Source organism: Vibrio sp. 2134-1 (assembly GCF_033339495.1).
Genome location: NZ_JAWOUS010000339.1, coordinates 1 through 761, shown reverse-complemented (window position 1 = coordinate 761; position 761 = coordinate 1). Strand labels below are relative to the sequence as shown.

The following is a 761-nucleotide window of genomic DNA, read 5'->3' as shown; positions in this document are numbered from 1 at the left end:
ACGAGCGCGCGGAAGTGACGAGTAAACAAAGCACACAATAGCGTTGCGATGTGAAGACCATCCGAGTCCGCATCGGCAAGGATACAAATTTTACCGTAGCGTAGGCTGTCAAGGTTGTCGCTGTCTGGGTCGATACCCAACGCAACCGAGATGTCATGCACTTCTTGAGATGCCAGAACTTGATCGGCAGAGACTTCCCATGTGTTTAGGATCTTACCACGCAGTGGCATCACCGCTTGGAATTCGCGATCTCGGGCTTGCTTCGCGCTGCCACCCGCCGAGTCACCCTCCACGAAGAAGATTTCGGTGCGATTTAAGTCTTGTACGGAACAGTCTGTTAGCTTACCTGGCAAGGCAGGACCCGATGCGACTTTCTTACGTACGACTTTCTTGCTTGCGCGCATACGACGGTGGGCGTTAGCAATGCACACTTCCGCTAGTTGCTCTGCAAGTTGAGGCTTTTCGTTTAGCCACAGACTGAATGCATCTTTTACCACACCAGAGACAAACGCAGCGGTTTGACGCGAAGAGAGACGCTCTTTAGTCTGACCAGCAAACTGTGGATCTTGGATCTTAACCGACAACACGTACGAACAACGGTCGAAAACATCATCGCCCGTTAGCTTCACACCACGTGGTAGCAAGTTGCGGAATTCACAGAACTCACGCATCGCATCCAACAAACCTTGGCGAAGACCATTTACGTGTGTACCACCCTGAGCTGTTGGGATAAGGTTCACGTAACTTTCGGTGATCATCTC

At 51.4% G+C, this 761-nt stretch carries 1 protein-coding gene; it reads right to left on the bottom strand.

Annotated features, from left to right (window positions below; genetic code table 11):
* On the bottom strand, positions 1–761 hold a 761-nt coding region (locus R7R78_RS25845), incomplete at both ends, for a toprim domain-containing protein (RefSeq protein ID WP_263856321.1).